A 25,144-nucleotide genomic window follows, 5' to 3' on the forward strand; every position below is an offset into this window, starting at 1 on the left:
GGGGTGTCCGGGTCGCTTCCCGGCGCGGGTGACTGCCCTCGATTGGGGGCTCGACCTGCGGCCACGTAGAATCAGCGCGACCCACCCCCACCAGCGCCCGAGGATGCCCGTGTCCCAGCAACAGGACGAGTCCCAGCTCCACGACCAGTCAGACCTCGACGACGTCGACCAGGAGTCCCCGCGGCGCGACCGCCGCGGAGCGATCGCCGCGGCCGTGGTCGGTGGTCTGGTGGTGCTCGCCGGTGGCGCCTACGTCACGGGGTACTTCATGGCCGGTGACAAGACCCCTCGGAACGCGACGGTGCAGGGGATCGCGATCGGCGGCCTCACCTCCGACGAGGCCCAGCAGAAGCTGCGCGGTGCCATCGCCCCGAAGGCCGAGGCGGCCATCACCCTCCAGGCAGACGGCAAGCAGGCCGCCATCAAGCCGGCCGAGGCGGGGCTCGTGGTCGACTACGCCAAGACCGTCGAGGCCGCCGGGGCCGGACGATCCTGGAACCCGAACCACATCGTGCAGGTGCTCAGCGGCGGCGGTGACCTCGAGTTGGTCACCACCACGGACGACGCCAAGCTGGCGGCGGCGGTCAAGGCCGCAGCGCCGACGTTCGCAGTGCAGGCGAAGAACGCCGACCTGACGCTCACCGCCGGTAAGGCGCAGGTCACCGAGGGCGTCGACGGCAAGGCCCTCCAGGTCGACCAGGCCACCGCGGGGGTCAAGCAGGCCTGGCTGAAGGAGACCTCGGTGGCGGCCCCGATCGCCACCACGGCGCCCGAGATCACCACGGCCGCCGTCACCAAGGTCGCCGATGAGCAGCTCAAGCCCGTGCTGTCGGGCCCGATCCCGCTGAAGACCAAGGATGGTCAGGCGTTCGAGGTGCCGCTGAAGGCGATCGTCGACTCGACCACGCTCACCAAGTCGGGCACCACCTTCGCGGTCGCCACCGACATGAAGAAGCTGTTCGCGGCGTCGAAGGCCTCCATCGACGCACTCAAGTACGAGCAGGGACGCGACGCCAAGATCCAACTGCAGGGCGGCAAGCCCGTGGTCGTCCCCTCGGTCGACGGGCTCGGGGTCAGCGAGGCCAACTTCACCAAGGCCGTGCAGCCCGTGCTCGCCAAGACCGGCGCCGAGCGCACCGCCACCGTCGAGGTGACCAAGGTGCCGGCGAAGTACACCACCGCCGACGCCCAGAAGGCCGGCGTGAAGGAGGTCACCGGCGAGTTCACGACGCAGTTCCCCTACGCCGAGTACCGCAACGTGAACCTCACCAGGGCCGCCGCTGGCATCAACGGCACCTACCTGAAGCCCGGCGACACCTTCAGCCTCAACAAGGTGTTGGGGGAGCGCACCGCCGCCAACGGCTACATCGACGGCTACGTCATCGAGGGCGGCGTGCTCAAGAAGGAGGTCGGCGGCGGCGTCTCGCAGTCGGCCACCACCACCTTCAACGCCGCGTTCTTCGCGGGGCTCGAAGACGTCGAGCACCACCCGCACACCCTGTACTTCCCGCGCTACCCGGCCGGCCGTGAGGCCACCGTCTACTACGGGGCGCTCGACCTGCAGTTCAAGAACAACACCAAGTACGGCGTGCTGATGCAGGCCTACGTGCAGAAGGCCGCCCCGGGGCAGCAGGGGTCGATCACCGTCAAGGTGTGGTCGACCAAGACCTACGAGGTGAAGTCCTCGGCGCTGAACAAGTCGAACTTCACCACCGGCACCACGCGGATCTCGAAGGATCCCAAGTGCGAGTACCAGGCACCCATCCAGGGCTTCGACGTCAACTACCAGCGGCTCTTCTACCAGGGCGGGGCGCTCGTCCGCACGGAGAGGTTCTTCTGGCGGTACAGCCCCGGCGACGAAATCAAGTGCGCCTGAGTCGACCCCTGGGATCGGGCGTTCACTCCCCGGAACGCCGACTGCCGCGGGCGTCGTCCGCGCGCTAGAGTCGTGACTCGACGAGCACGAAACGGAAGGGAACTCTCGTGACCTACATCATTGGCGCCGCCTGCGTTGACATCAAGGACCGGGCCTGCGTCGAGGAGTGTCCGGTCGACTGCATCTACGAGGGCAACCGCATGCTCTACATCCACCCCGAGGAGTGCGTGGACTGTGGGGCCTGTGAGCCGGTGTGCCCCGTCGAGGCGATCTACTACGAGGACGACGTTCCCGCCGACCAGAAGCAGTTCTACGACGTGAACGTGCAGTTCTTCGACGACCTGGGTTCGCCCGGTGGTGCCTCCAAGCTGGGCGCCATCGACAAGGACCACCCGGTCGTCGAGGCCATGGCCCCGCAGGGGGAGTGACCCGGCCGGGTGAAGCCTCTGCTCTCGAGCCGCCTGCCCGACTTCCCGTGGGACACGATCGCGGCCGCCAAGGCCCGCGCCGGCGAACACCCTGACGGGATCGTGGATCTGTCGGTGGGCACGCCCGTCGACCCGACCCCCGCGGTCGCCCGCGACGCGCTCGCGGCCGCCTCGGATGCCCACGGGTACCCCCAGGTCTGGGGGACGCCCGGGCTGCGGCAGGCGATTATCACCCATCTGCGCACCCGCTGGGGCGCCGGCGACCTGACCGAACACCAGGTGATGCCGGTGATCGGCACCAAGTGGCTGGTGGCCTGGCTACCGACGCTGCTGAACCTGGGCGCCGGTGACGTGGTGGTCATTCCCACCACGGCCTACCCGACCTACCGCGTGGGCGCCGAACTCGTCGGTGCCACGGTCGTCGAGTCCGACGACCCGTCGTCGCTGCCCGAGGGCACCCGGCTGGTGTGGATCAACTCGCCGGCCAACCCGCATGGGGCGATCCTGTCGCGTGACGAGCTCGCGGCCTGGATCACGGCGGCTCGGTCGGCCGGTGCCGTGCTGGCCTCGGACGAGTGCTACGGCGAGTTCGCCTGGGAGGCCGAGGCCACCTCGGTGCTGGACGACGGCCTCAACGGTGGCTCCGTCGACGGACTGCTGGCCGTGATGTCGACCTCCAAGGAGTCGAACCTCGCCGGTTACCGTGCGGGATTCGTGGCGGGGGACGAGGCACTCGTCCGCGAACTGCTCGCCCTGGGCAAGCACACCGGCATGATGCTCGGGTCACCGACCCTGGCTGCCATGCAGGCCGTGCTCTCCGACCGGGCACACGTGGCCGAGCAGCGGGAACGCTACCTGGCCAGGCGCCGGGTGCTGCGGGAGGCGCTGGAGGGGGCCGGGTTCACCGTCGACCACTCCGAGGGCTCGCTCTACCTGTGGTCGACCCGCGGCGAGGACTGCCGGGCCACGCTCGACTGGCTTGCCGAGCGCGGCATTCTGGCGGCGCCCGGTGACTTCTACGGCGAGGCCGGTCGCCGGCACGTGCGCATCGCGCTCACCGCGACGGACGAACGCATCGCCGCCGCGGTTGAGCGACTTGGCCGCTGACGCGAGCTTGGTGCGACCGGGGCGTGCGGCTCAGACGCTGAGTTCGGCGATCCGAACGACGCGTCCCTCACGGGCCGAGATCTGGGCCGCCTCGACGATCTGTGCCGTCCGCAGACCGACGTGACCGTCGGGAGCGGGGGAGGGCACGTCGTCCCCGGCAAGCCGTGACCGCACGGCCCCGACGAAGGCCGCCAACAGGGAGTCGTCGGTGTTGGTGCCGAACGGCAGCCAGAAGTCGCGTCCGCCCGCCGTGCCGTCCCAGCCGCCGACCCGCTGCGCGAACGGGTTGATCTCGATCACGCCGTCGGTGCCGGCCAGTTCGAGGGTGACGCCGCCCCAGGTGGGGGCATCCTTCGGCACGCTCCACGAGCAGTCGATGGTGGCGACCAGACCGTTCTCGTACGAGATGGTGACCAGCCCGCCGGTCTCGCTCAGCACACCCTCGAGTTCGGCGTGCATCAGCTGGTTCTTGACGGCATGCACCGATGCGGGACGATCGCCGGTCAGCCAGTCGAGCAGTTCGGCGACGTGCACCGTGTGGTCGACGAGCGCACCGCCGCCCGACCACTGCGGGTCGAGGAACCAGCGGCGCACGCCCACGGGGCAGTAGCCGTTGTTGGTGCCGACCGCCCCGATCACGGTACCGAGCCGGCCGTCGGCGATGGCCTGCTTGGCCTGGGTGACGGTGGGCGAGAAGTGCACCGGGTAGGCCGTCATCAGGAGCACGCCGGCAGCCTCGCAAGCCGCGATCATGGCGCTGGCGTCGGCGGCGTTCACCGCCAGGGGCTTCTCGCAGAGCACGTGCACCCCGTGGGCGGCCGCCAGCTCGGTGTCGCGGCGATGCCGGGTGTTCTCGGAGCAGATCACCACCGCGTGGGGGCCCCACGCGAACAGTTCGTCGTAGGTGTCGACGTGGGCCACGCCCAACTGGGCGGCCAGGTCGGCACCACGCACCTCGTGGTCGGCCGACGAGACCCGGTCGGGATCGCAGGCGAGCAGTTCGACTCCCATGGCCTGCAACAACTGCACGTAGCCGGCGGCGTGGGTGTGCGCGAACGACATCACACCGATCTTGAGCGCGGTCATCACAGGGTTCCCTTCACGAAGGCCTGGAAGTCAACAGGTTCGCCGGTCTCGGCGCTGAGCTGGGCCGCCTCGGCGAGGGCGACGGCGACCAGGCCGTCGTCCGTACTGACCCCGGCGGGCTCACCGGTGCGCCAGGCTCGCACGAAGTCGGCGATCTCGGCGGCATAGGGGTCGGCTGTGAAGCTGGTCACGCCGACCGGGCGGTTCGAGGTGTCCTCGGGCACCCGGGTGAGCCGGTAGCCGACCTCCTCGCGGGAGTCGTAGCGCAGGGTGCCGGTGGTTCCCGAGATCTGGAAGGTGTACCAGAACGGCGCCCCGGGCACGGTCCACAGCCCCCGGCAGTGGCTGATCGCGCCGCTGGTGTGGGTGAGCACCACGTGCGCGGTTTCGGTCGGGTGCGGGTCGCTGCCGGTGCGGCGCTGGGCGTAGACCGTGGCGACGGGGCCGGCCAGCCAGGCGGCCTGGTCGAGGTCGTGGATCATCAGATCCATGGTGATGCCGCCCGACTGCACGGGGTCGGAGTACCAGCCGCGGTCGAACGGGTAGGGCACGGCGCGGGTGAACCGCAGCACGGCGAGGTCGCCGAGGCCCCCGGCAGCCACCGTCGTGTGGGCGGCCGCGTACTGGGGGAACCAGCGCACCACGTGGGCCGGGAACACGCGTCGTCCGAGCTCGTCGGCCAGCGCCACGAGGCGGCGACCATCGGCGGTCGTGCGCGTCAGCGGCTTCTCGCAGACCACGTCCTTGCCGGCCCGCAGTGCCCGCTCGACCAGGTGGGCATGCTCGGGGGTGGGGGTGATCACGCAGATCAGGTCGGAGGTCTCGAGCAGCGCCTCGTAGGTGTCGACCACGGGCACCCCGTAGGTCTCACGGAATGCCTCGGCTCCCTCGAGTGCGTGCACCTGCAACCTGGCGCCCTCGATTGCCTGCCAGGCGGCCGCATGGGCGCTGGAGATGCCTCCGGCACCCACCAGCCCGACCGTGAACTCCGTCATCTGCACTCCTCGCGCCCGCTGTCGGTTCGCCGACCCTCCAACTACACACCCATCCAACCGGTGCGCGGCGTCGCTGTCTCGTCATGGTCGCGGGCCGGACGAGATCGCTCAGGACGAGGTTTCGGTTGGCTGGGGAGTCGACGAGGAGACCGTGAGCGTGGCCGCGTCGGCGGGCAGGGTGGCCGAGGCCGAACTGTCACTCCACGATGCCAGGGCGGCCCCGTCGTGCTGCCATTGCTGGCCACCCGCCGACACGTGGCTGATCGGCGTCTCGTCGATGGTGGCCAGACTGAGGTTGACCGCGGCCCACATCAGTTGAGGGCTGGGTGCGGTGATCGTCCACTGGTCGCCGGTGCGCTTCAGGGTGACCTTGCCCTTGAGCCCGGTCGCGAAGATCTGGGTGATGATCTGCGGCTCGGCGGTCTCGGGCGCATCGCGATTCAGGCAGCTGAACGCCCCCGGCGAGTTCCCCGTCAGGGCGCTCGCCAGCGCCTTCGCGTTGTCGACGTGCTTGCGATAGCCGTCGGGCACGCCAGAGCGTTGCACCTTCTGCGCGACGTCGTTGATGTCGCCGGTCTGCCAACCCGACACCTTGACCAGGTGCTCGTAGAACTTCCCGGACGAGTACCACGGGTCCATGATCTGCTCGACCGTGCCCCAGCCCTGCGAGGGTCGCTGCTGGAACAGCCCCACCGAGTCGCGGTCGCCGTGGTCGAGGTTGCGCAGGCTCGATTCCTGCATGGCGGTGGCCAGCGCGATCGACGCGGCGCGGGCCGGCAGCCCGCGTCGGATCGACTCGGCGACGATCACCGCCGCCCACTTCGACTGCTCGGGAGTCATGGTGTAGCTGACGTCGCCGACGGTGGCCACGCACTGGTTCGGGGGCAGCACCACACGAGGCTCGGGGCGGGGACGCTGCCGGACCCACTGGAAGACGGCGAACACCAGCACCGCCACGACCACCAGGATCACCCCGCAGCCCAGCAGCGGGGCCAACGTGGTCGACCGTGAAGGTTCGCCGCCGCCCCGGGGGCCGGTGGCGCCCGCCCGGTCGCTCATCCGTTCGCGTGCAGCATCGCGTTGAGCTCGACGGCGCCGCCGCTGCGGGGGAGCACCTCGACCGCACCGGTGACCGAGTTCCGGCGGAACAGCAGGTTGGATCCGCCCGACAGGTCGGAGGCCTTGACCTGAGTGCCGTCGGGTGCGGTGACCTTGGTACCCGCGGTCACGTAGAGCCCGGCCTCGACGACACAGTTGTCGCCCAGCGAGATGCCCAGACCCGACTCGGCCCCCAGCAGGCAGCCCTTGCCGATCGAGATGACCTGCTTTCCGCCGCCCGACAGCGTGCCCATGATGGAGGCGCCGCCGCCCACGTCGGAGCCGTCACCGACGACCACGCCCGCGCTGACTCGTCCCTCGATCATCGAGTGACCCAGGGTGCCAGCGTTGAAGTTGACGAAGCCCTCGTGCATCACCGTGGTGCCCTCGGCCAGGTGGGCACCCAGGCGTACCCGGTCGGCGTCGGCGATGCGGACGCCAACGGGGGTGACGTAGTCGACCAGGCGCGGGAACTTGTCGATGCCGAACACGGTGACGTGGCCGTGAATGCCACGCAGCGTCGCGCGGGTCTGCTCGAATCCCTCGACCGCGCACGGGCCCTGCGAGGTCCAGACCACGTTCGGCAGCACCCCGAAGAGGCCGTCGAGATTGAGGCCGTGGGGCGGCACGAGGGTGTGGCTCAGCAGGTGGAGCCGCAGGTAGGCGTCGCTGGTGTCGGCGGGGGGCTCGTCCAACGAGATGGTCGCGAGCAGCACCTCGAGGCGCACCCCGCGATCCTCGTCGGTGAGTTCGAGCTCGCTCAGCCATTCGGGGGCGGTGTCGCTGGGGTCGCCACCGAGCTGGGGGTTCGGGAACCAGGTGTCGAGCACTCGGTCGGTGGCCTCGTGCACGGTGGCGAGGCCCCAACCACAGGCGGTGCGGGGGGAGGCGGCGGTGGGCGCGTCGGTCATGCGGGCCATCGTATCGGGCGCCCTTCGGCGAATAGTGTGCAGAATGCGCACCCCAATCGGGGTTCGTTCCCCGGGTGGGACGTGAACGCCTGTTCAGGTGCGTGTTCTGCACACTCGGGCCGGCGCCGGCGGGGTCTGCGATCGCCGAGTTGCGTGGTCGTGCTCGCCCGGGCAACTAGGCTCGTGCCCATGGCAGACACCCACGCTCCCGTCGATCCCTCGTCCGATCTGGTCACCCTGCTGAGGGCGCTGGTCGACATCGAATCGGTGAGCGGCAACGAGCGCCGGATCGCCGATGAGATCGAGGGCGTGCTCCGCTCCCGCCCCCACCTCGAGGTGCACCGCGACGGCGACGCGGTGGTCGCCCGCACCACGCTCGGCCGCTCCGAGCGGGTGGTGATCGCGGGGCACATCGACACCGTTCCCGTGGCCGACAATCTGCCGAGCCGCCTCGACGGCGATCGCGTCTACGGCCGCGGCACGTGCGACATGAAGGGCGGCGTCGCCGTCGCCCTGAAGGCGGCCTGCGAGGTGGCCGAGCCGGTGCGCGACGTCACCTGGATCTTCTACGACCACGAAGAGGTCGAGTCGGCCAAGAACGGCCTCGGACGCCTCGGGCGCAACCGCCCCGACCTGCTCGAGGGCGCCTTCGCGGTGTTGATGGAACCCACGGGTGCCGTGGTCGAGGGCGGCTGTCAGGGCACCATGCGGTTCACGATCCGTACGAAGGGTCTGGCCGCCCACAGCGCCCGCTCGTGGCTCGGCCACAACGCCATCCACGACCTCTCCGAGGTGCTGGCTCGCATCGCGGGCTTCGAGGCACGCGAGATCGAGGTCGACGGCCTGCTCTACCACGAGGGGCTCAACGCGGTCGCCGTGCGCGGCGGCATCGCTGGCAACGTCGTGCCCGACTGGGCCGAGGTCGACGTCAACTACCGGTTCGCTCCCGACAAGACGGCGGACGAGGCCGATGCCCTGATGCGCTCGGTGTTCTCCGGCCTCGACTACCGCTGCGACGACCTCGCCGGGGGATCGCGGCCGGGCCTGAACGCCCCGGCGGCCGCCGCCTTCGTGGCCGCCGTCGGGGGCGCCCCGCGCGCCAAGTACGGCTGGACCGATGTCGCCCGCTTCTCGGAACTGGGCATTCCCGCGGTGAACTTCGGCCCCGCCGACCCCGGCAAGGCCCACGCAGACGACGAGTTCTGCCCGGTGGCCGACCTCGAGACCTGCCATGCGGCCCTCGTCCGCTGGCTGACCGCGAAGGAGCAGGCATGACCGACATGAACCGCGACCCCGACCTGGTCGACAACGCCCCTGGTCGCGGCCGCTCGGTCGTCCAGGGACCCGTGATCCGCCGCGGCGAGCAGGTGCAGGCCACCACCACCGACCAGCGACTGCTGCAGTCGGGTCAGGAATCGGCGTGGGTGCACGCCGACCCCTGGCGGGTGATGCGCATCCAGGCCGAGTTCGTGGAGGGCTTCGGCACGCTCGCCGACCTCGGGCCCGCGATCGCCGTCTTCGGCAGCGCCCGCACCCGCCCCGACCACCCGATGTATGCCGCCGCCGACCGCATCGGCTCCGAACTGGTGAAGGCCGGCTACGCCGTGATCACCGGCGGTGGCCCCGGCATCATGGAGGCCGCCAACAAGGGCGCCTCGTCCGCGCACGGCACCTCGGTCGGGTTGGGCATCGAACTGCCCTTCGAGTCGAGCCTCAACGAGCACGTCTCGCTGGGCATCAACTTTCGCTACTTCTTCGCCCGCAAGGTGATGTTCCTGAAGTACTCGCAGGGGTTCGTGGTGATGCCCGGGGGCATGGGCACCTTCGACGAGTTGTTCGAGGCCATCACGCTGGTGCAGACCCAGAAGATCGAGCACTTCCCGATCGTGCTGTTCGGCACCGAGTACTGGACCGGGCTGATCGACTGGCTGCGCTCGCAGACCCTGACCGGCGGCTACATCTCCGAGTCCGATCTCGACATGCTGATCGTCACCGACGACATCGACGAGGCCGTGGCCCACGTCACGGCGTGGGGGAGGGACTGATGGCCTGGGCGATCGCGGCGCTGGTCTTCGTGGTCGCCGGTCTCGCCTGGCTCGTGGCCGAGGGAGCCTTCGGCGAGCAGCCCGAGCACGTCGACGACCGCCCCGTGCCGCGCCTGCCGGCCGGCGACTTCACCACGGACGACCTCGCGGCGCTCCGGTTCGCGACCGTGCCTCGGGGCTACCACCCGGCCCAGGTTCGCCAGTTCCTGCAGCGCGTGCGCACCGGCCTCACGCCGGGGCAGGACGGGGCGGGTGTGACCGCCGCCGAGGTGAACGAATCGTCCTTCGACCTGGTGATGTTCGGGCTGTCGACGGCACAGGTCGACGAGGTGCTGGCGCGCCTGGCTCACCAGCTCTCCGGGCCCCGCGCGGGCGTCGAGGCACCCACATACGGCAGAATGGACGACGAACACCTGCCCGGAAGAAGTGAGGAAGTGCAGACATGGCAGCAATGAAGCCCCGCACCGGTGACGGACCCATGGAGGTCACGAAGGAAGGCCGCGGCATTGTCATGCGCGTGCCCGTCGACGGCGGCGGACGCCTCGTGGTCGAACTGAACCAGACCGAGGCCACCGACCTGCTCAACTGCCTCAAGGAGGTCGTGGGCTGAGGCCGCAGCCTCACCACTCAGCAACAACACGTGCCGCCAGGTTCGGGTCGCCCCAGGATTTCCAGGGTCGCACCCGAGTCTGGCGGTTCGTCGTTCCCGGACGAGCCTCAGCCCTGGCGTTCCCGGACGAGCCTCAGCCCTGGCGGCGAGCCGCCCGCCTGGCCCGCGCGGCCTCGTAGACCTCGACGGTCTGCCGGGCGATGGTCTCCCAGCTGAACTCGGCGATGCACCGCTCGCGACCAGCCCGGCCCATGGCGGCGGCCCGGTCGGGGTCAGCGGTGAGCTCGTTGACGCGGGCCGCGAACTGCGACTCGAAGTCGGCGACAGAACCGGCGTCGTCCGCCCGTGCCGGGTCGTAGGGCACCAGCAGCCCGGTCTCGCCGTCGACCACGACCTCGGGAATGCCGCCGACGGCCGAGGCGACCACCGCGGTCTCGCAGGCCATCGCCTCGAGGTTCACGATGCCGAGCGGCTCGTAGATCGAGGGGCAGGCAAAGACGGTGGCATGCGACAGCACCTGCCGAACCTCGGCACGGGGGAGCATGTCCTGCACCCAGACCACGCCGCCGCCCCGTTCGGCCTCGAGCACGCCGAAGGCCTCGTTGAACTCGGCGGCGATCTCGGGGGTGTCGGGGGCGCCGGCCAGCAGGATCACCTGGGTCTCGGGCGAGAACTGGCGGGCCGCCCGCACGAGGTGCACCAGCCCCTTCTGGCGGGTGATGCGCCCGACGAAGACCACGCTCGGGCGGGTGACGTCCATGCCGATCCGCGCGCACACGTCCGACTCGGTGACGGGGTGGAACTCGTCGGTGTCGATGCCGTTCTTGACCACGTGGATGCGTTCGGTCTCGACGAACGGGTAGGCCGCCTGGATGTTGGCGATCATGGCGGCCGACACCGCGATCACGGCGTCGGCATTCTCGTAGGCAGTCTTCTCGATCCACGACGAGACGCGGTAGCCGCCGCCCAGCTGTTCGATCTTCCACGGACGATCCGGCTCCAGCGAGTGCGCCGTCACGACCAGCGGCACGTCCTGGTACTGCGAGGCGATGATGCCAGCGAACTGCGCATACCAGGTGTGGGCGTGGACGACATCGACCTCCGGAATCGCCGCGGCCATCGACACGTCGGCACCCAGGGTGCGGATGGCGCCGTTGGCACCCTCGGGGAAGGTCTCGGGGTGGGCGGTGGCGCCCTCGCGGGGTTCGCCCATGCACTGCACGTCGACGTCGACGAACCTCGCCAACTGCGGGACGAGCTGAGCGACGTGCACGCCGGCGCCACCATAGATGCTCGGCGGGTACTCACGGGTGAGGATCGAAACCTTCATGGCCTGATCTCAGCACACCGCCGTCGGGTGCGGGAGACCCGGTCAACAATCCGCGCAGTTCGCCGGGCAAATCGTGGCAAGTGCCTTGTTGTCGGCACCCGCGCCCAATAGGTTCGGGCCATGACGAAGAAGCGTCCCAATGTGCTCTCCATTGTCCTGGCCGGCGGCGAGGGGAAGCGCTTGATGCCGCTCACCGCCGACCGGGCCAAGCCCGCCGTGCCGTTCGGTGGCACCTATCGCCTGATCGACTTCGTGCTGTCGAACCTCGCCAACTCCGAGCTTCGCCAGATCGCCGTGCTCACGCAGTACAAGTCCCACTCGCTCGACCGCCACATCTCGCTCACCTGGCGCATGTCGACGATGCTGGGCAACTACGTGACCGCCGTGCCCGCGCAGCAGCGCACCGGCCCCCAGTGGTTCCAGGGGTCGGCCGACGCCATCTTCCAGTCGATGAACCTGATCCGCGACGAGAACCCCGAGTACGTGGTCGTCTTCGGCGCCGACAACATCTACCGCATGGACGTCTCGCAGATGTTGCAGGCTCACATCGATTCCGGCCTCGACTGCACCGTCGCAGGCATCCGGGTGCCCCGCAAGGACGCCTCGGCCTTCGGCATCATCGACGCCGGCGCCGACAACCGCATCAACCAGTTCCTCGAGAAGCCGGCCGACCCGCCCGGACTGCCCGACAGCCCCGACGAGTCGTTCGCCTCGATGGGCAACTACGTCTTCACCGCCGATGCCCTGGTGAAGATGCTGCACACCGACGCCACCGACGCCAACTCCCGCCACGACATGGGCGGCAACATCATTCCGGCCTTCGTGGCGAAGAACTCCGCCCAGGTCTACGACTTCACCCAGAACGTCGTGCCCGGTTCGACCGAGAAGGATCGCAACTACTGGCGCGACGTGGGCACCATCGACGCCTACCACGAGGCCCACATGGACCTGGTGAGCGTCGAACCCGAGTTCAACCTCTACAACCCCGAATGGCCGATCTGGTCACACCAGGTGCAGGCGCCGGGCGCCAAGTTCACCCTGCGCGGCACCGCCGAGGACTCGATCGTCAGCCATGGCTGCATCATCTCGGGCGGCGACGTCGACCATTCGGTGCTCAGCCCGAACGTCTACATCCACAAGTGGGCCAAGGTCGACGGGTCGATCCTGATGAACGGCGCCCACGTCGGCCGAGGGGCCCGGGTGCAGCGGGCGATCATCGACAAGAACGTGACCGTGCCCGACAACGTCGAGATCGGCTTCGACCATGACCACGACCGCGCGCGGGGATTCACCGTCTCCGAGGGCGGCATCACGGTGGTCGAGAAGGGGATGGTCATCCCGCCCGCGCGGTGACGGCTCCCCGGCCTCCGGCCCGGACACCCTGCCTCCAACCCGCATCTGCCCACGTTCCGTGCATCTGCCGCCTCTGCAAAGGCGGCAAACGCACGGAACGTGGGCAGATGCGTTGAAGTGGGGAGTGCGGGCGCGGACGAGGGGCCGGGCTGGCCTCAGGCCTTGACGGCCGCAAGCAGTCCGCCACCGACGGGCAGCAACACCGGGGTGAACTCCTCGGTCTCGAGCACCGAGGCCAGCGCCTCGCGAATGATGACCGTCTCGTCATCCTCGTTGGACGAGTCGGCGACCAGTCCGCGCCACAGCGCATCGTTGATGACGACCACGCCACCGTGCCGCAGCAGGCGCAGCGCCTGCGCCAGGTACTCGACGTACTCGAGCTTGTCGCCGTCGACGAAGACCAGGTCATAGGCGCCGTCACGCAGCTTCGGCAGCACCTCGAGGGGCACGCCGGCGATCAGGCGGAAGCGGTTGGTGGCGATCTTCGCGCCGATGAACGCCTGCCGGGCGGCCGACTGCCGGTCGCCCTCGGGGTCGATGGAGGTGATCACGCCGTCGGCGGCCATGCCCGCGAACAGGGCCAGGCCGGCGGCGCCCGATCCGGTGCCGACCTGCACCACGTGGCGGGCCTGAATGGCGCGCGCCAGGAAGGTGAGGGCGGTGGTGACCCCGTTCGAGAGCGGCGTCACGCCCAGGTCGGAGCCCTGCTGGGCCGCGGCCCGCAGGTCGTCCGAGGGTTCGACGAAGTCTTCGGCGTAGCCCCACGTGAGGGTGTCGATGCCGCCTGATCCATCCCACTGCTGCTTGCGAGTCACGCGGCCAGCCTAGCGTTAGCATGACGCCATGAGCCATGCCGTGAGCGACGACCCCGACATGTCCGGACCGCCCGAGCCACGGTTCGGGCGGGTGCTGACGGCGATGGTGACCCCGTTCGCCGCCGACGGTTCGCTGGATCTCGAGGCCGCCCGCGCGCTGGCCCGTCGACTGGTCGACGACGAGGGCAATGACGGTCTGGTCGTGAACGGAACCACGGGCGAGTCGCCGACCACCACCGATGCCGAGAAGGCCGAACTGGTGCGGGTGGTCGCCGACGAGATCGGTGACCGGGCCCACGTGATCGCCGGAGTGGGCACCTTCTCGACCGCCCACACCTGCGAACTGGCGACCCAGGCGGCCGAGGCGGGTGCGACCGCCCTGCTGGTGGTGACCCCTTATTACTCCAAGCCCTCGCAGGAGGGGTTGGTGCAGCACTTCACCGCCGTCGCCGGCGAGACCGAGCTGCCGATCATGGTCTACGACATTCCGCACCGTGCGGGTGTGGCCATTCGCACCGAGACGATGCGCACGCTGGCCGGCCTGCCGACCGTGGTGGCCGTCAAGGACGCCAAGGGTGATCTCGAGGCCTCGTCCATGGTGCTGGCCTCCACCGACCTGGACTACTACTCCGGCGACGACCCGCTGACGCTGCCGCTGCTCGCGATCGGCGCCGTCGGGGTGGTGGGCACCTCGACCCACTTCTCGGCACCCGCCATGCGCCGCATGATCGAGGCGTTCACCGCCGGTGACGTGCGTGAGGCGCGCCGCATTCACGAGCAGTGGTTCGGGGTCTTCGCCGGCGTCTTCGCGGCGCAGGGGGTGACCATGGTCAAGGGCACCCTGGCGGCCCTCGGGCAGGGTGTCGGCGGTCTGCGCCTGCCGATGGTTCCCCCGTCGGACGAGGTGCTCGCGCCCTTCGTGGACGAGGTGCGGCGCCTGCGCGGCTGACCCCGGTTCGAGGGGCCGACGACGGGGAAACCTGTGAATCGGCTGTCAGCTGAGGATCCGAGGCAACCAATCGGGCCTCCCAAGCGTTGTTACTGGTGAGTCCTCCTGAGGGCGGCACTGGGGAGTTGCCGTCCACAGGAGGCTCACAGGTTCATCTGCCATGGTGGAGGAGCCCGGCCGGTGCCGGGCCGGCCACGGAAGGGGACGAGTGTTCGGTAGGGCGCGCAAGGCGGTTGACGCAGTCCTCGGGCTCCGCGAGGAGGCTCCCGAGCGCGACGTGCTGCCCGCGGACGCGCCGACGGACGCCGCGACCGAGCTGGCCGCCACCCCCGAGCTGGCCGCCACCCCCACCTGGGAAGAACTGGTCCGCGACCACTCCGACATGGTCTACCGCGTCGCCTACCGCCTGACGGGCAACCAGCACGATGCCGAGGACCTCACGCAGGACGTGTTCGTGCGCGCCTTCAAGTCCATCCACAGCTTCGAGCCCGGCACCCTCACCGGCTGGCTGCACCGCATCACCACCAACCTGTTCATCGACCAGGCCAGGCGCCGGCAGAAGATTCGCTTCGACCCGATGGCCGACGCCCAGGAGCGGCTCAGCGCCACCGCCACCGAACCCGGCGACCTGCCCGACTTCGACCTCGACCACGACATCACCCGTGCGCTGGCCGAGCTCACCCCCGAGCTGCGGGTGGCCGTCGTGCTGTGCGACATCGAGGGGCTGAGCTACGACGAGATCGCCTCGATCCTCGACGTGTCGGTGACCACCGTGCGCAGCCGTATCCATCGGGGTCGCGAGAAACTGCGCGCCAGCCTGGCCCATCGCCGTCCCATGGCCGGCAACACCCGCATGCAGGGGGCACCGGACGAGCAGCCCGGTCAGGCCCGCCCCCTCGATGACGTGCTCGACCTGGGGCTGCCGGGGCGGACGAGCCAGTCGGGACTGTGGGGGTCGGCGTGATCGTCAACGCACCCCACCCCAGCGCGGGCGAGCTCGCCGGTTATGCCGACGAGACGCTCCCGCAGCGCACCCTCGACTGGGTGCGTGCGCACCTGTCGGACTGCGCCCGGTGCCGCTCCGACGTCGAATCCCAGCGGGTGGTGCGCAGCATGCTGGCCCACCGGGGACGGTGCTCGTCCGCGGCCCCGAACCGGCTGAACGACCGACTCACCTCGATCGCCGGCGGCGAGGCCGACTCGCCGTTGTGGCTCGCGGCCACGCGCACCGGCGTGCTGCCGAGCCCCCGGGCCAAACGCCGCACCCGCGCCCTGTCGGGCACGGCGACCGTCTTCATGGCCTGCTTCCTGCTGCTCGGGCTCGGCTACCTGGTGGCGCCGGAGTTGCCGATCGTGCGCGATGCGCGGCAGCAGGCCAGCCGCGAGTACGACCTGTCGACCGGGTCGGGGGCCGTGGCGAACGCCATGACCGCCGTGCAGGCCGCCCCCCGCGCCCGGCTCGACACGGCCACGCAGGTGAAGTCACCGCACCCGCTGTCGACCCTCGAGTGGCGGGTGATCTCGTCGTCGTCGGCCAGGGCACTGCTCGCCGAGGGCGACCGGGTGGGCTACACCGGGGTGCAACGCATCATGCTGGGCAGCGGCACCGACTTCGTCCAGGCCGGCGTGAAGGTCGTCCAGCTGCCCGGTGAGGGCCTGCACCTCGACGTGCTCGACCGTTCCGGGGCGGTGGTCTCGTCCGGTCTGGTGATCGACCCCACCCCCGATTCGGGGCCGCTGCTGCCGCCCGGCGCCACCAGCTTCAGGATCACCACCGGCGGCCAGATCGCCGGCCAGACCACCTCGCTGCTCGAGGCGCGCCGCGGCGACGGCTCGCTGCTGGGGCGCTGGTGGATCTGCGAGACGCTCGGCGTGGTCATGTGGGCCGAGGCCTTCGACCCCGACCAGACGTTGATCCGTTCGGGCGGGTTCACCTCGTTCACCGCCACCACCACGGCGGACGATCCCGGCAGCGATGAGTACCTGCAGTTGTCACTGGCGCCGGCCACGGTGGCCCGGGCCACGCGGCAGATGTGCGGGGGTGGCTTCAGCTGCGCCTCGCACCTTGCCGGGCTGCCGTTGCTGCAGATCTCGACCGACTCACCGACTCGCCCGAGCGTCGTGCACGCCATCTACGGCCGCGGCGACGTGCGGGTGTCGGTGATGCAGCAACTCGGCACATGGGCGGGCGAGGACTCGGTCGTCTACGGCGTCAGCCAGGACAGGGTGCTGCTGTCGTGGCAGTCCGATCGGGTCGTCTACACCGTCACCACCAACGGTGGACACGACCTGGCCACCCGGGCGGCCGAGGGTCTGCCCCACGAGGGGCCCGCCCGCACCGGCGCCTGGCAGCGGGCGACCTCGGGGCTGAAGCAACTCTTCGGCGGCCGCTGACCCCAGCGTGCACCCCGGCCGGGTGGGCGTGAGTGCATCGGTTGGGCGAGCGCTATACCCTGTGACACGTGTTGGACATTGGCGCACCCGAATTCATCCTGCTGGTGGTGCTCGCGATCGTCATGTTCGGCCCCGAGCGCATTCCCGACTTGGCCAAGAAGGCGGCCAAGGTCGTCCACTTCCTGCGCAACATCGCCAACGGCGCCACCAACCAGCTCAAGGCCGAGCTCGGCCCCGAGTACGCCGACCTGACGGTCGCCGACCTCAACCCCAAGACGTTCATCCAGAAGCACCTGCTCGACCAGATCCAGGACGAGGTCGACGGCATCAAGGCCGATGTCGAGGGGCTGAAGGAAGATCTCAAGGAAGATGCCGCCGAACTGAACGCCATCACCGGCGAGGTCGACGCGGCGTGGAAGGCGGACGGCTCCTCGTCGGATGCCTCGACCACCGGCAGCGAGCCGGAACTGGTGTCGGTGGCGGTGGCCCCGTTCGACACCGAGGCCACCTGACACGTCACCCGAGGCGGGCGACGCCGCCGCGTGACGGTGCCGGTCAGCCGGCGACCGACAGCCCCAGCGGCACGCCCACCAACCCGCGCGGACGAGCGTCGATCGTCTCGGCGAGCTTCGTCAGCGCCTGCGCGGCACCGGTCTCGGGGTGGGCGACCACGATCGGGTCACCCTCGTCGCCGCCGATGCGCACGTGCTCGTCGATCGGCACCTGCGCCAGCATGGGCACGTCGTAGCCCAGGCGCGTGGTGAGGTTCGCCGCGACCTGGTCGCCGCCGCCCTCGCCGAACAGCTTGACGGGATGGTTCTCGCCGCAGTGGGGGCACTGCACGTCGAGCCACGACATGTTCTCGACCACACCGATGACCCGCTGCTGCATGATGGCCGCCATGGTGCCGGCCCGCTCCGCGACCTCGGTGGCGGCTGCCTGCGGGGTGGTCACCACGATCACCTCGGAGGTGGGCAGCTTCTGTCCAAGGCTCATGGCGACGTCGCCGGTGCCGGGGGGAAGGTCGAGGATCAGGTAGTCCAGGTCGCCCCAGTAGACATCGGCGAGCAGCTGCGTGAGCGCCCGATCGAGCAGCGGCCCACGCCAGGCCACCACGTCTTCGCGACGGGGCTTGAACATGCCCGCCGACACCACCTTCAACCCGAGCACGGGCACCGGCATGATCATGCCCTCGACCGGGGTGGGGCGGGTGTCGCCCAGACCCAGCATGTCGGGCACCGAGTGGCCGTAGATGTCGGCGTCGATCACGCCCACGCTGCGGCCGCGCTCGGCGAGGGCCAGCGCCAGGTTCACGGTGACCGACGACTTGCCCACGCCACCCTTGCCCGAGGCGATGGCGATCACCTTGGTGAGGTTGCCCGGCTGGGCGAACGGGATCTGCTTCTCGGGAATGCCGCCGCGCAGCAGCGTCTTGAGGGCCGCGCGCTGCTCCTCGTCCATCACGCCGAGCTCGACGTGCACCCCGGTGACGCCCTCCACGGAACTGACGGCCGCCGTGACGTCCTTCTCGAGGGTCGACTTCAGGGGGCAGCCGGCAATGGTCAGCAGGATGACGACGGTTGCTCGTCCGCTCTCGTCGACCTCGACCGAGTCGACCATGCCCAGTTCGGTGATGGGACGTTTGATCTCGGGGTCGTTCACCTCGTGCAGAGCGGCGCGGATCTGGGGCAGCAACGGGTGTTCGTCGGTCATGGGGTCAGCCTACCCAGTGCGCCGTGACGCATTTTCGCCTGCTCGACCCCGAGAAGCCCTCCTCAGGGGCCCCGATCGGCGTCGAGCAGTCGAATTCGCGTCACCCGTCGGCGGTGACGGCGGGCGAGGGCGTCAGGAACGACGCTCGTCCTCGTCCAACTGCTCCAGCAGGTGACGCAACTCGCTGCGGATCTCGGAGCGGATGTAGTCGCGGGTGGCCAGTTCGCCGACGCTCATGCGCAGGCTGGCGATCTCGCGCGCCAAGTAGTCCATCGAGTCGCGCGACTGCGACGCCACCCGCCGGTCCTCGGCGACGGCCTGCCGGTCGCGTTCCTCCTGCCGGTTCTGGGCCAACAGGATGAGCGGAGCCGAGTAGGAGGCCTGGGTCGAGAAGAACAGGTTCAGCAGGATGAAGGGATACGGGTCCCACTTGAACCCGAACAGCCCGACCACGTTGAACGTCACCCACAGCACCACCACCAGGGTCATCCACCCCAGGAACTGGGCGGTACCCATCGACTTCGCCACCCACTCGGCGAACCGGCCGAAGGTGTCGGAGTTCAGGTTGAGGCGCTTGGCGGGGTTCCAGCGACGCTTGGCCCCGCGGGGCTTGTCGAGGTCCTCGACCGGCGAACGGTCAGCCACGGTTCACCCCCACACGGTTGGACCCCTCGGCGGTGGGGTCGTCCTCACGGGTGCCCTCGGTCGCCTCGACCCCGGTGAACTGGTCGCCGCGCCAGTCCTCGGGCAGCAGGTGGTCGAGCACGTCGTCGACCGTGACCGCGCCCAGCAGGCGCTGATCGGAGTCGACGACCGGGGCCACCACCAGGTTGTAGGTGGCGAAGTAACGGGCGACGTCGGCGAGGTTCGCGTCGGGGTGGATCGGTTCGAGGGACGAGTCGACCATGCTGGCCGCGGGCATCATCGGGGGCTCGCGCAGCAGTTTCTGCACGTGCACGGCGCCGATGTAGCGCCCCGACGGGGTGTCGAGCGGGCTGCGGCAGATGAACACCATCGACGCCAGCGCCGGGCTGAGCTCCTCGTTGCGCACCCGGGCCAGGCCGTCGGCGACGGTGGCATCGACGCCGAGGATCACCGGCTCGGGGGTCATCATGGCGCCGGCGGTGAACTCCTCGTAGTCGAGCAGGGCGCGGACGTCCTTGGCCTCCTCGGGCTCCATGCGCTGCAGCAGGTCCTCGGCCATCGGCTCGGGCAGTTCCTTGATCAGGTCGGCCGCGTCGTCGGGATCCATCTCCTCGAGCACGTCGGCGGCGCGTTCGTGGTCGAGGGCCTGGATCAGTTCGACCTGTTCCTCTTCGGGCAACTCCTCGATGGCGTTGGCGAGTTGCTCGTCGTCGAGGGCCTGGGCTACCTCGGCACGCCGTTCGGGTTCCATGTCGTGCAGTTCGCGGGCGACGTCGGCGGGCTTCATGTCGGCCATCTGCGCCACCAGGTGCTCGGTCGACTGCGTGCCCTTCAGCAGCAGGTCGGGCACCTCGCGCCACGACACCTGCACGATGTTGCCGGTGCGTCCCAGCCGGAACCGGCCGCCAGCGGGGCGCTCCCGCAGCGCCACCTCGGCCAGCTCCCACTCCCGCGGCCGCAGCTGCTGCATCGAGACGTCGTGCACGACGGCGTCGGGCAGACCGGGGCGCTTGACCTCGCGGTCGAACAGGTCGTCGATCACCATCGACTCGGCATCGCGGCGTTGGAACGGCCGCGTGTCGAGCACCCCCTGAATGCCCACCTGGGTGGCGTCGATGCTGTGCACCCGGGCCATCGGCAGGAAGATGCGGCGGCGGGCGAAGAGTTCCACGACCAGACCGCGGCAGCGCGGAGCTCGTCCGGCGGCACGCCGCTGGATGACCACGTCACGCACGCGACCGACCTGGTCGCCGGAGGCGTCGAGCACGGGAATGCCGCGCAGGCGCGAGATGAAGATGGCCGAAGTGCTCACGCGCCCCATCGTAGGGCCCGGCCGCGCCCGGCTGCGGATCGGTGGGCCGGCGTCGAACCCGCGCCGGCTGCGCATCGATCGCCGGGGCGGCCTCGCCCACGGACTAGGGTGGCTGCATGAGCCTGAACCCCGGCGGGTCGACCCCGCAGCGCCTCAGCCTGGGCGCCATGCTGACACTGCAGCACCCCCAGTCGCTGGCGACCTACGACACCTACGAGGAGGCGCAGAAGGCGGTCGACTTCCTGGCCGACAGCAAATTCGACGTGCAGAACCTGTGCATCGTCGGCACCGACCTGAAGGTGATCGAGCGAGTCACCGGGCGCAAGACCTGGAGCTCCGTGCTCGGCCAGGGCGCCACCCTCGGGGCTGTTCATGGGCGTCTTCGTCGGCCTGGTCTTCTCGCTGTTCTCCTCGGGTGGTTCGAAGCTGGCGACCTTCCTGATCTGCGCCGGCCTGGGCATCATCTTCGGCATGGTCTCGTCGGCCATCACCTACTCCTTCTCGGGCGGGCGCCGCGACTTCGACTCGATTCGGCAGACCGTGGCCAGCAAGTACGAGGTGCTCGGGGAGCACAACGTCGCCGAGGAGGCCCGGCGGCTGCTGAGCCAGCTGCCCGGCTCCCAGCCGAAGCTGTGAGCCACGAGGGCTGGGACGAGCGCTACCGCGATCCCCGCTACCTGTTCGGCGAACGCCCCAACGACTTCCTGGTCGAGGCCGAGGTGATGATTCCGCGGCGGTCGGCCACCGAGGGCGGCCGGGTGCTGGTGCTCGCCGACGGTGAGGGCCGCAACGGGGTCTGGCTCGCCCGGCAGGGGCATCGCGTGACCACGGTCGACTTCTCGGCGGTGGGCGTCGACAAGGCCCGCCGGCTCGCGGCCGCCCAAGGCGTCGAGCTCGACGCCCACGTCGCCGACTTGGCTGACTTCATCGACGAGCCGGCCGCCGAGGGCCCGTGGGATGCGATCGTGCTCGTGTTCGTCCACCTGCCGCAGGACCTGCGCCGCCGGGTCGCGGCGGCGCTCACGCCGCGGCTGGGGGAGCGCGGTGTGGTGATCATCGAGGGCTACACCCCGGCCCAACTCAGCCTGGGCACGGGTGGCCCGCAGGACGAATCGCTGATGTACACGCGCGAACGGGTGATCTCGGACTGGCCGGGGCTGCGGCTCGACGTGCGCGTCACCGAGCGGCGCATCTTCGAGGGCCCCGGTCACCAGGGTCTGTCGGCCGTGGTGCAGGTGCTGGGACAGCGAATGAAGCCATGAGTGAGCGCGTCACGGCGGTCTCGACCACCACCGATCGGGCCGCCACGCTGATGTCACTGGTGTTCCTGGCTGGCCTCGTGGTGGCCGCCCTCAACCTGGCCGCGGCGGCCGCCCGTCGCGACTGGGGGCAGGGAGTGGTGGCGCTGGCCATGTTCGCCCTGTTCGCCCTGCAGGCCAGCCTGTGGCGGGGTGCTCGCGTCTCTCGGCTCGCCTGGTCGGACGACGCTCTGTACCGGCTGTCGGGGGCGCCGGTGTCGGCGGCCACCGGGTGGCGGGCCGGCTGGGACGAGATCACCCACGCGGGTGTGCACCCAGGTTCGGCCGGGCCCGTGCTCGCCGTGCAGGTCACTCAACCGCCCCGCATGCACCTGTCGCGGTGGCTGGTGGGCGGGGTTCCGAAGAACGCGCGGACGAAGGCCTACCTGTGCCAACTCGACCCCGATGCCGTGCCGCGGGTGGAAGAAGAGCTGGCGCGCCACGGGATTCGTCCTGCCTGAACGGGATGGTTCCCGACGATGGGGCCTGAGCGGCCGGCCTGACTTCAGAGCCAGCGGTTGTGCCGGAAGAACGCGTAGGCGGCCACCATCGAGGCGACCATCACGGCCAGCACGACGAAGTAGCCGTACTGCGTGTGCAGTTCGGGCATGTTGTCGAAGTTCATGCCGTAGATGGCGCCGATGGTCGTCGGAATGGCGAACAGGGCGACCGCGGCCGAGATCTTGCGCATGTCCTGGTTGTCGGCCACCGACGCTCGGGCCAGGGCCGCCTGCAGCAGCGTCGTCAGCACGTCGTCGAACGAGGCGATCGACTCCCGTGCCTCCGTGTGATGGTCGGCGACCTCGCGGAAGTAGGCCCGCGCACCCTCCGGCACCACCGGCAGTTCCCGGGTCGCCAGGGCCTGCAGCGGCAGCCCGAGCGGGGTGACGCAGCGCCGGAACTCGATCAGTTCGCGCTTGAGTTGGTAGATGCGGTCGACGTCGGGGCTGGGGGAGTTGGTCGAGAACACCGACTCCTCGAGCTCGTCCACGTCCTCCTCGATGTCGGTGACGACCTGCACGTAGTCGTCGACGACCGTGTCGAGAATCCGGTACAGCACGTAGTACGGACCGCGAGCGAGCTGGCGCTCGTCCGACTCGAGGGTGGCGCGCAGAGACTTGAGTGGCGTGTGTTCGCCGCGGCGCACGGTGAGCACGTAGTTGTCGCCGGTGAAGACCATGATCTGCCCGGTCGAGACGACCTCGCTGGTGGCGGTCAGGGTCTCGTGGGGCACGTAGCTGACCGTCGAGATGACCGTGAACAGCGTGCTGCCGAAGACCTCCAGCTTCGAGCGGGTGTGGCCCTCGACGGCATCCTCGATGGCCAGCGTGTGCAGGTCGAACTGGCGGGCGAAGGCCGCCATGTCGTCGTCAGTGGGGTCCTTGAGCCCCAACCACACGAACCCCTCGCCGCCCCGGGCCGCCTCGATGGCGTTCTGCAGGTCGGCGCAGTCCTGCCGCACACCGTCGACGTACCACGACCAGGCCACCACCGAGTCGGGGGTGGTGGCCCACCGCTTGGGGTCACGCCGGTTCGGCGGGGCCACCGGGCGCTTGGCTGACCCTCCCAACACTGAACCTCCCAACACTGACCCCCCCAAGACTGACAGGGGCGACAGCACCCGGGTTCTGCTCGGCCGGATCGGGGGACGATCGCCCATCGCCGACTCAGTCCCGATTGCCCAACAGGGTGGCCATCCAGGCCTCCACGTCGTCGGCCGTGCGGGGCAGCGCGGACGAGAGGTTCTCGTTGCCGTCCGCGGTGATCAAGATGTCGTCCTCGATGCGTACGCCGATGCCGCGCAGTTCCTCGGGAACCAACAGGTCGGTCGCCTTGAAGTAGATGCCGGGCTCGACGGTGATCACCATGCCCGGGGTGAGCGTGCCCTCGCGGTAGTGCTCGGCGCGCGCCTGGGCGCAGTCGTGCACGTCGATGCCCAGGTGGTGCGAGGTGCCGTGCACCATCCAACGGCGGTGGTGACCGCCGTTCTCACCCAGCGACTCCTCGGCCGAGATGGGCAGCACGCCCCATTCCTCGAGGTGGCGGGCGACCACGGCGATGGCGGCCTTGTGCACGTCGGCGAAGGTCGCTCCCGGCTGGGCGGCGGCGATGCCGGCCTCCTGCGCCTCGAGCACGGCCTCGTAGACCTTGCGCTGGGCCGGGGTGAAGCGACCGCTGATGGGCAGCGTGCGGGTGATGTCGGCGGTGTAGAGGCTGTCGAGTTCGACGCCGGCGTCGAGCAGCAGCAGGTCCCCGTCGCGCACGTCACCGTCGTTGCCGATCCAGTGGAGCGTGTTCGCGTGGTCACCGGCGGCGGCGATGGTGTCGTAGCCGACCGCATTGCCCTGATGACGGGCGTGCAGCCCGAAGATGCCCTCGACCCACCGTTCGCCTCGTCCGCGCTTGACGGCCTCGGGAAGATCACGGACGACGGCCTCGAAGCCCACGGCAGTGGCGGCGCAGGCGGCGCGCATCTGGTCGGCCTCGTAGTCGTCCTTGACCAGGCGCAGCTCCGAGAGGGCGACGGTGAGTTCCTCGTCGAGGGTGGTCACCTGGCTGCCGCGAATCTGGTCGACCTGGGCGGTGATCTGGGCGTCGGCGTCGCGCAGCACGCGGATCTGGGTGGAGTCGGCGTTCTTCTCCAGTTGGGTGGTCAGCTCCGAGATGGGGGCGCAGTGCAGGCCGGTGAGGGCGGCCATCTCGTCGAGCGACTCGCGCTGGCCGACCCACATCTCGCCGTAGCGGGCATCGGCGTAGAACTCGGGGTCGGTGCGCGGGGCGCGCGGCTTGAAGAACAGGGTCGCCTCGTGACCGTTGTCGGTGGGCTCGAGCACCAGCACCGAATCGGGCTCACGGTCGGTGCCCAGGCCGGTGAGGTGGGCGAAGGCCGAGTGGGGGCGGTAGCGGTAGTCGGTGTCGTTGGAACGCACCTTGAGGCCGCCAGCGGGAATGACGATGCGGGCATCGGGGTACAGCTCACTCAGCCGGTCGCGACGGGCCCGGGCGAACTCGGCTGCGGGCAGCTGCTCCGGCAGCGCCTCGGGGTAGGGCGCCCAACCCTCAGGGATGAAGGCCTTGAACGATTCCGAGAACGGGGTCTGTCGGTTGGGGAGTTTCGGCTGCTCTTCGCTCATGGCTTCTTCCGTCGGGGCGCCGACTCTGGCGGCGGTGGTGAACAT

At 69.8% G+C, this 25,144-nt stretch carries 25 protein-coding genes and 1 pseudogene; 15 read left to right on the forward strand and 11 right to left on the reverse strand.

The genetic code is table 11. The features are described 5' to 3' along the window. Positions 1–109: 109 nt before the first annotated feature. The 3 genes from ACSDQ9_RS10355 to dapC all read left to right on the forward strand — a co-directional run bounded on the left by ACSDQ9_RS10355 (position 110) and on the right by dapC (position 3,411). The gene (locus ACSDQ9_RS10355) at positions 110–1,876 is read left to right on the forward strand and encodes a VanW family protein (RefSeq protein WP_435146708.1); all 1,767 of its coding nucleotides are present in this window, start codon (positions 110–112) and stop codon (positions 1,874–1,876) included. 107 nt (positions 1,877–1,983) lie between these two features. Beyond that, on the forward strand, positions 1,984–2,304 hold the full coding sequence (gene fdxA / locus ACSDQ9_RS10360) for a ferredoxin (protein WP_435146710.1): 321 nt from the start codon (positions 1,984–1,986) through the stop codon (positions 2,302–2,304). Between the two features lie 9 nt (positions 2,305–2,313). Beyond that, positions 2,314–3,411: a succinyldiaminopimelate transaminase gene (gene dapC / locus ACSDQ9_RS10365; RefSeq protein ID WP_435146712.1), complete on the forward strand. Its 1,098-nt coding sequence runs from the start codon at positions 2,314–2,316 to the stop codon at positions 3,409–3,411. A gap of 30 nt (positions 3,412–3,441) precedes the next feature. On the opposite strand, the gene ACSDQ9_RS10370 is transcribed toward dapC, so the two are convergent. From ACSDQ9_RS10370 to dapD, 4 genes are read right to left on the reverse strand one after another with little or no spacing between them, the layout of a single operon-like run. Continuing rightward, positions 3,442–4,497 (reverse strand): Gfo/Idh/MocA family protein, encoded by a 1,056-nt coding sequence (locus ACSDQ9_RS10370; RefSeq protein WP_435146714.1) that lies wholly within the window; start codon positions 4,495–4,497, stop codon positions 3,442–3,444. Next, a complete protein-coding gene (locus tag ACSDQ9_RS10375; protein WP_435146715.1) occupies positions 4,497–5,549 on the reverse strand; it encodes a Gfo/Idh/MocA family protein in 1,053 nt (350 codons plus the stop codon). Before ACSDQ9_RS10375 ends, ACSDQ9_RS10370 begins: the two co-directional genes overlap by 1 nt. 51 nt (positions 5,550–5,600) lie before the next feature. Then, entirely contained in the window at positions 5,601–6,551 is a 951-nt protein-coding gene (locus tag ACSDQ9_RS10380) for a hypothetical protein (RefSeq protein WP_435146717.1), read from the reverse strand. Then, entirely contained in the window at positions 6,548–7,501 is a 954-nt protein-coding gene (gene dapD, locus ACSDQ9_RS10385) for a 2,3,4,5-tetrahydropyridine-2,6-dicarboxylate N-succinyltransferase (RefSeq protein WP_435146720.1), read from the reverse strand. The genes ACSDQ9_RS10380 and dapD overlap by 4 nt, the downstream gene beginning before the upstream one ends. 189 nt (positions 7,502–7,690) lie before the next feature. On the opposite strand from dapD, the gene dapE reads away from it, so the two are divergent. The 4 genes from dapE to ACSDQ9_RS10405 are packed head-to-tail and all read left to right on the forward strand — an operon-like array spanning position 7,691 to position 10,156. After that, positions 7,691–8,776: a succinyl-diaminopimelate desuccinylase gene (dapE, locus tag ACSDQ9_RS10390; protein ID WP_435146722.1), complete on the forward strand. Its 1,086-nt coding sequence runs from the start codon at positions 7,691–7,693 to the stop codon at positions 8,774–8,776. Between the two features lie 5 nt (positions 8,777–8,781). Then, positions 8,782–9,546, forward strand: coding sequence for an LOG family protein (locus tag ACSDQ9_RS10395; RefSeq protein ID WP_435146858.1), 765 nt, complete (start codon positions 8,782–8,784; stop codon positions 9,544–9,546). Continuing rightward, positions 9,546–10,001 (forward strand): DivIVA domain-containing protein, encoded by a 456-nt coding sequence (locus tag ACSDQ9_RS10400; protein WP_435146724.1) that lies wholly within the window; start codon positions 9,546–9,548, stop codon positions 9,999–10,001. Before ACSDQ9_RS10395 ends, ACSDQ9_RS10400 begins: the two co-directional genes overlap by 1 nt. Then, the gene (locus tag ACSDQ9_RS10405; protein ID WP_022909603.1) at positions 9,989–10,156 is read left to right on the forward strand and encodes a DUF3117 domain-containing protein; all 168 of its coding nucleotides are present in this window, start codon (positions 9,989–9,991) and stop codon (positions 10,154–10,156) included. Before ACSDQ9_RS10400 ends, ACSDQ9_RS10405 begins: the two co-directional genes overlap by 13 nt. A 133-nt stretch (positions 10,157–10,289) precedes the next feature. Here ACSDQ9_RS10405 and glgA read toward each other — a convergent pair whose 3' ends face one another. Further along, positions 10,290–11,486: a glycogen synthase gene (glgA, locus tag ACSDQ9_RS10410; protein WP_435146726.1), complete on the reverse strand. Its 1,197-nt coding sequence runs from the start codon at positions 11,484–11,486 to the stop codon at positions 10,290–10,292. Between the two features lie 120 nt (positions 11,487–11,606). On the opposite strand from glgA, the gene glgC reads away from it, so the two are divergent. Next, positions 11,607–12,839: a glucose-1-phosphate adenylyltransferase gene (gene glgC / locus ACSDQ9_RS10415; RefSeq protein ID WP_435146727.1), complete on the forward strand. Its 1,233-nt coding sequence runs from the start codon at positions 11,607–11,609 to the stop codon at positions 12,837–12,839. A gap of 155 nt (positions 12,840–12,994) precedes the next feature. On the opposite strand, the gene ACSDQ9_RS10420 is transcribed toward glgC, so the two are convergent. Next, positions 12,995–13,654, reverse strand: coding sequence for an O-methyltransferase (locus tag ACSDQ9_RS10420; protein ID WP_435146728.1), 660 nt, complete (start codon positions 13,652–13,654; stop codon positions 12,995–12,997). Between the two features lie 28 nt (positions 13,655–13,682). On the opposite strand from ACSDQ9_RS10420, the gene dapA reads away from it, so the two are divergent. From dapA to ACSDQ9_RS10440, 4 genes are all read left to right on the forward strand, one after another. After that, positions 13,683–14,603, forward strand: coding sequence for a 4-hydroxy-tetrahydrodipicolinate synthase (gene dapA / locus ACSDQ9_RS10425; RefSeq protein ID WP_435146730.1), 921 nt, complete (start codon positions 13,683–13,685; stop codon positions 14,601–14,603). Between the two features lie 208 nt (positions 14,604–14,811). Continuing rightward, the gene (gene sigE / locus ACSDQ9_RS10430) at positions 14,812–15,567 is read left to right on the forward strand and encodes an RNA polymerase sigma factor SigE (protein WP_435146732.1); all 756 of its coding nucleotides are present in this window, start codon (positions 14,812–14,814) and stop codon (positions 15,565–15,567) included. Continuing rightward, positions 15,564–16,997, forward strand: a complete 1,434-nt coding sequence (locus ACSDQ9_RS10435; protein ID WP_435146733.1) for a zf-HC2 domain-containing protein — start codon at positions 15,564–15,566, stop codon at positions 16,995–16,997. The genes sigE and ACSDQ9_RS10435 overlap by 4 nt, the downstream gene beginning before the upstream one ends. 68 nt (positions 16,998–17,065) lie before the next feature. After that, positions 17,066–17,509 carry a sec-independent translocase gene (locus tag ACSDQ9_RS10440; RefSeq protein ID WP_435146734.1) on the forward strand — a complete coding sequence of 148 codons (444 nt, stop codon included), beginning with the start codon at positions 17,066–17,068 and terminating at the stop codon, positions 17,507–17,509. A 43-nt stretch (positions 17,510–17,552) separates the two neighbouring features. Here ACSDQ9_RS10440 and ACSDQ9_RS10445 read toward each other — a convergent pair whose 3' ends face one another. From ACSDQ9_RS10445 to ACSDQ9_RS10455, 3 genes are all read right to left on the reverse strand, one after another. Continuing rightward, positions 17,553–18,710: an Mrp/NBP35 family ATP-binding protein gene (locus tag ACSDQ9_RS10445; RefSeq protein WP_435146735.1), complete on the reverse strand. Its 1,158-nt coding sequence runs from the start codon at positions 18,708–18,710 to the stop codon at positions 17,553–17,555. Between the two features lie 132 nt (positions 18,711–18,842). Further along, positions 18,843–19,355, reverse strand: a complete 513-nt coding sequence (locus ACSDQ9_RS10450; RefSeq protein WP_435146737.1) for a DUF1003 domain-containing protein — start codon at positions 19,353–19,355, stop codon at positions 18,843–18,845. Beyond that, positions 19,348–20,676, reverse strand: coding sequence for a magnesium transporter MgtE N-terminal domain-containing protein (locus ACSDQ9_RS10455; RefSeq protein WP_435146739.1), 1,329 nt, complete (start codon positions 20,674–20,676; stop codon positions 19,348–19,350). Before ACSDQ9_RS10455 ends, ACSDQ9_RS10450 begins: the two co-directional genes overlap by 8 nt. Before the next feature lie 107 nt (positions 20,677–20,783). On the opposite strand from ACSDQ9_RS10455, the pseudogene ACSDQ9_RS10460 reads away from it, so the two are divergent. The 3 genes and pseudogenes from ACSDQ9_RS10460 to ACSDQ9_RS10470 all read left to right on the forward strand — a co-directional run bounded on the left by ACSDQ9_RS10460 (position 20,784) and on the right by ACSDQ9_RS10470 (position 22,426). Next, positions 20,784–21,303 (forward strand): annotated as a pseudogene (locus ACSDQ9_RS10460) (general stress protein). Then, positions 21,300–21,929, forward strand: a complete 630-nt coding sequence (locus tag ACSDQ9_RS10465; protein WP_435146740.1) for a class I SAM-dependent methyltransferase — start codon at positions 21,300–21,302, stop codon at positions 21,927–21,929. Before ACSDQ9_RS10460 ends, ACSDQ9_RS10465 begins: the two are co-directional and overlap by 4 nt. Continuing rightward, positions 21,926–22,426, forward strand: coding sequence for a hypothetical protein (locus ACSDQ9_RS10470; protein WP_435146742.1), 501 nt, complete (start codon positions 21,926–21,928; stop codon positions 22,424–22,426). The genes ACSDQ9_RS10465 and ACSDQ9_RS10470 overlap by 4 nt, the downstream gene beginning before the upstream one ends. A 44-nt stretch (positions 22,427–22,470) precedes the next feature. On the opposite strand, the gene corA is transcribed toward ACSDQ9_RS10470, so the two are convergent. Together corA and ACSDQ9_RS10480 are read right to left on the reverse strand one after the other, a co-directional pair. Beyond that, a complete protein-coding gene (gene corA, locus ACSDQ9_RS10475; RefSeq protein WP_435146744.1) occupies positions 22,471–23,511 on the reverse strand; it encodes a magnesium/cobalt transporter CorA in 1,041 nt (346 codons plus the stop codon). Positions 23,512–23,632: 121 nt separating this feature from the next. After that, complete coding sequence (locus ACSDQ9_RS10480; protein WP_435146746.1) at positions 23,633–25,099, reverse strand: aminopeptidase P family protein; 1,467 nt, start codon at positions 25,097–25,099, stop codon at positions 23,633–23,635. Between the last annotated feature and the right edge of the window lie 45 nt (positions 25,100–25,144).

The sequence above is a fragment of the Aestuariimicrobium soli genome (assembly GCF_051192575.1).
Lineage (GTDB): Bacteria > Actinomycetota > Actinomycetes > Propionibacteriales > Propionibacteriaceae > Aestuariimicrobium > Aestuariimicrobium soli.

Bases quoted from the DNA above. Each gene is read 5' to 3' on its own strand.
- ACSDQ9_RS10380 (WP_435146717.1), bottom strand. From the start codon at position 6,551: ATGAGCGACCGGGCGGGCGCCACCGGCCCCCGGGGCGGCGGCGAACCT.
- ACSDQ9_RS10395 (WP_435146858.1), top strand. From the start codon at position 8,782: ATGAACCGCGACCCCGACCTGGTCGACAACGCCCCTGGTCGCGGCCGC.
- glgA (WP_435146726.1), bottom strand. From the start codon at position 11,486: ATGAAGGTTTCGATCCTCACCCGTGAGTACCCGCCGAGCATCTATGGT.
- ACSDQ9_RS10445 (WP_435146735.1), bottom strand. From the start codon at position 18,710: ATGACCGACGAACACCCGTTGCTGCCCCAGATCCGCGCCGCTCTGCAC.
- ACSDQ9_RS10455 (WP_435146739.1), bottom strand. From the start codon at position 20,676: ATGGGGCGCGTGAGCACTTCGGCCATCTTCATCTCGCGCCTGCGCGGC.
- dapE (WP_435146722.1), top strand. From the start codon at position 7,691: ATGGCAGACACCCACGCTCCCGTCGATCCCTCGTCCGATCTGGTCACC.
- ACSDQ9_RS10370 (WP_435146714.1), bottom strand. From the start codon at position 4,497: ATGACCGCGCTCAAGATCGGTGTGATGTCGTTCGCGCACACCCACGCC.
- ACSDQ9_RS10480 (WP_435146746.1), bottom strand. From the start codon at position 25,099: ATGAGCGAAGAGCAGCCGAAACTCCCCAACCGACAGACCCCGTTCTCG.
- ACSDQ9_RS10400 (WP_435146724.1), top strand. From the start codon at position 9,546: ATGGCCTGGGCGATCGCGGCGCTGGTCTTCGTGGTCGCCGGTCTCGCC.
- dapD (WP_435146720.1), bottom strand. From the start codon at position 7,501: ATGACCGACGCGCCCACCGCCGCCTCCCCCCGCACCGCCTGTGGTTGG.
- ACSDQ9_RS10405 (WP_022909603.1), top strand. From the start codon at position 9,989: ATGGCAGCAATGAAGCCCCGCACCGGTGACGGACCCATGGAGGTCACG.
- glgC (WP_435146727.1), top strand. From the start codon at position 11,607: ATGACGAAGAAGCGTCCCAATGTGCTCTCCATTGTCCTGGCCGGCGGC.
- ACSDQ9_RS10470 (WP_435146742.1), top strand. From the start codon at position 21,926: ATGAGTGAGCGCGTCACGGCGGTCTCGACCACCACCGATCGGGCCGCC.
- dapA (WP_435146730.1), top strand. From the start codon at position 13,683: ATGAGCCATGCCGTGAGCGACGACCCCGACATGTCCGGACCGCCCGAG.